The organism is uncultured Jannaschia sp., assembly GCF_947494025.1.
Lineage (GTDB): Bacteria > Pseudomonadota > Alphaproteobacteria > Rhodobacterales > Rhodobacteraceae > Jannaschia.
In genome coordinates this window covers 1-444 of record NZ_CANLTQ010000151.1, presented here as the reverse complement: position 1 = coordinate 444, position 444 = coordinate 1, and the positions used below count along the sequence as shown (strand labels likewise).

The following is a 444-nucleotide window of genomic DNA, read 5'->3' as shown; positions in this document are numbered from 1 at the left end:
TCCTTCCATGAGCAGAACGCCAGCGAATGGCGAACCAGATGGACGACGCAGGTTTGCACCGTGGTCTGCGGAAAGGCGGCCGTGATCGCCTCCGGGAAGCCCTTCAGGCCATCCACCACCGCGATCAGGATGTCGGCGACCCCGCGGTTCCTGAGCTCATTCATGATCCCGAGCCAGAACTTTGCCCCTTCGGTGTCGGCGATCCAGAGGCCCAGCACCTCGCGTTGGCCCTCGGCCGTAATCCCAAGCGCCAAATAGACGGCCTTGTTCTTGACGATCCGGCTGTCCTTGTCGCGGATCTTCACCCGCAGCGCGTCGAAAATCACTACGGGATAGACGGCATCGAGCGCCCGCGAACGCCATTCCCTCACCTCGTCGAGAACGGCATCTGTCACCCGCGAGATAAGGTCAGGCGAGACTTCCAGCCCGTAGAGCTCCTCCAGG

Annotated in this window: 1 protein-coding gene; it reads right to left on the bottom strand. The window is 62.4% G+C overall.

The features are described from left to right. On the bottom strand, positions 1 to 444 hold a 444-nt coding region (locus Q1B08_RS21725; RefSeq protein WP_299823526.1), incomplete at both ends, for a transposase.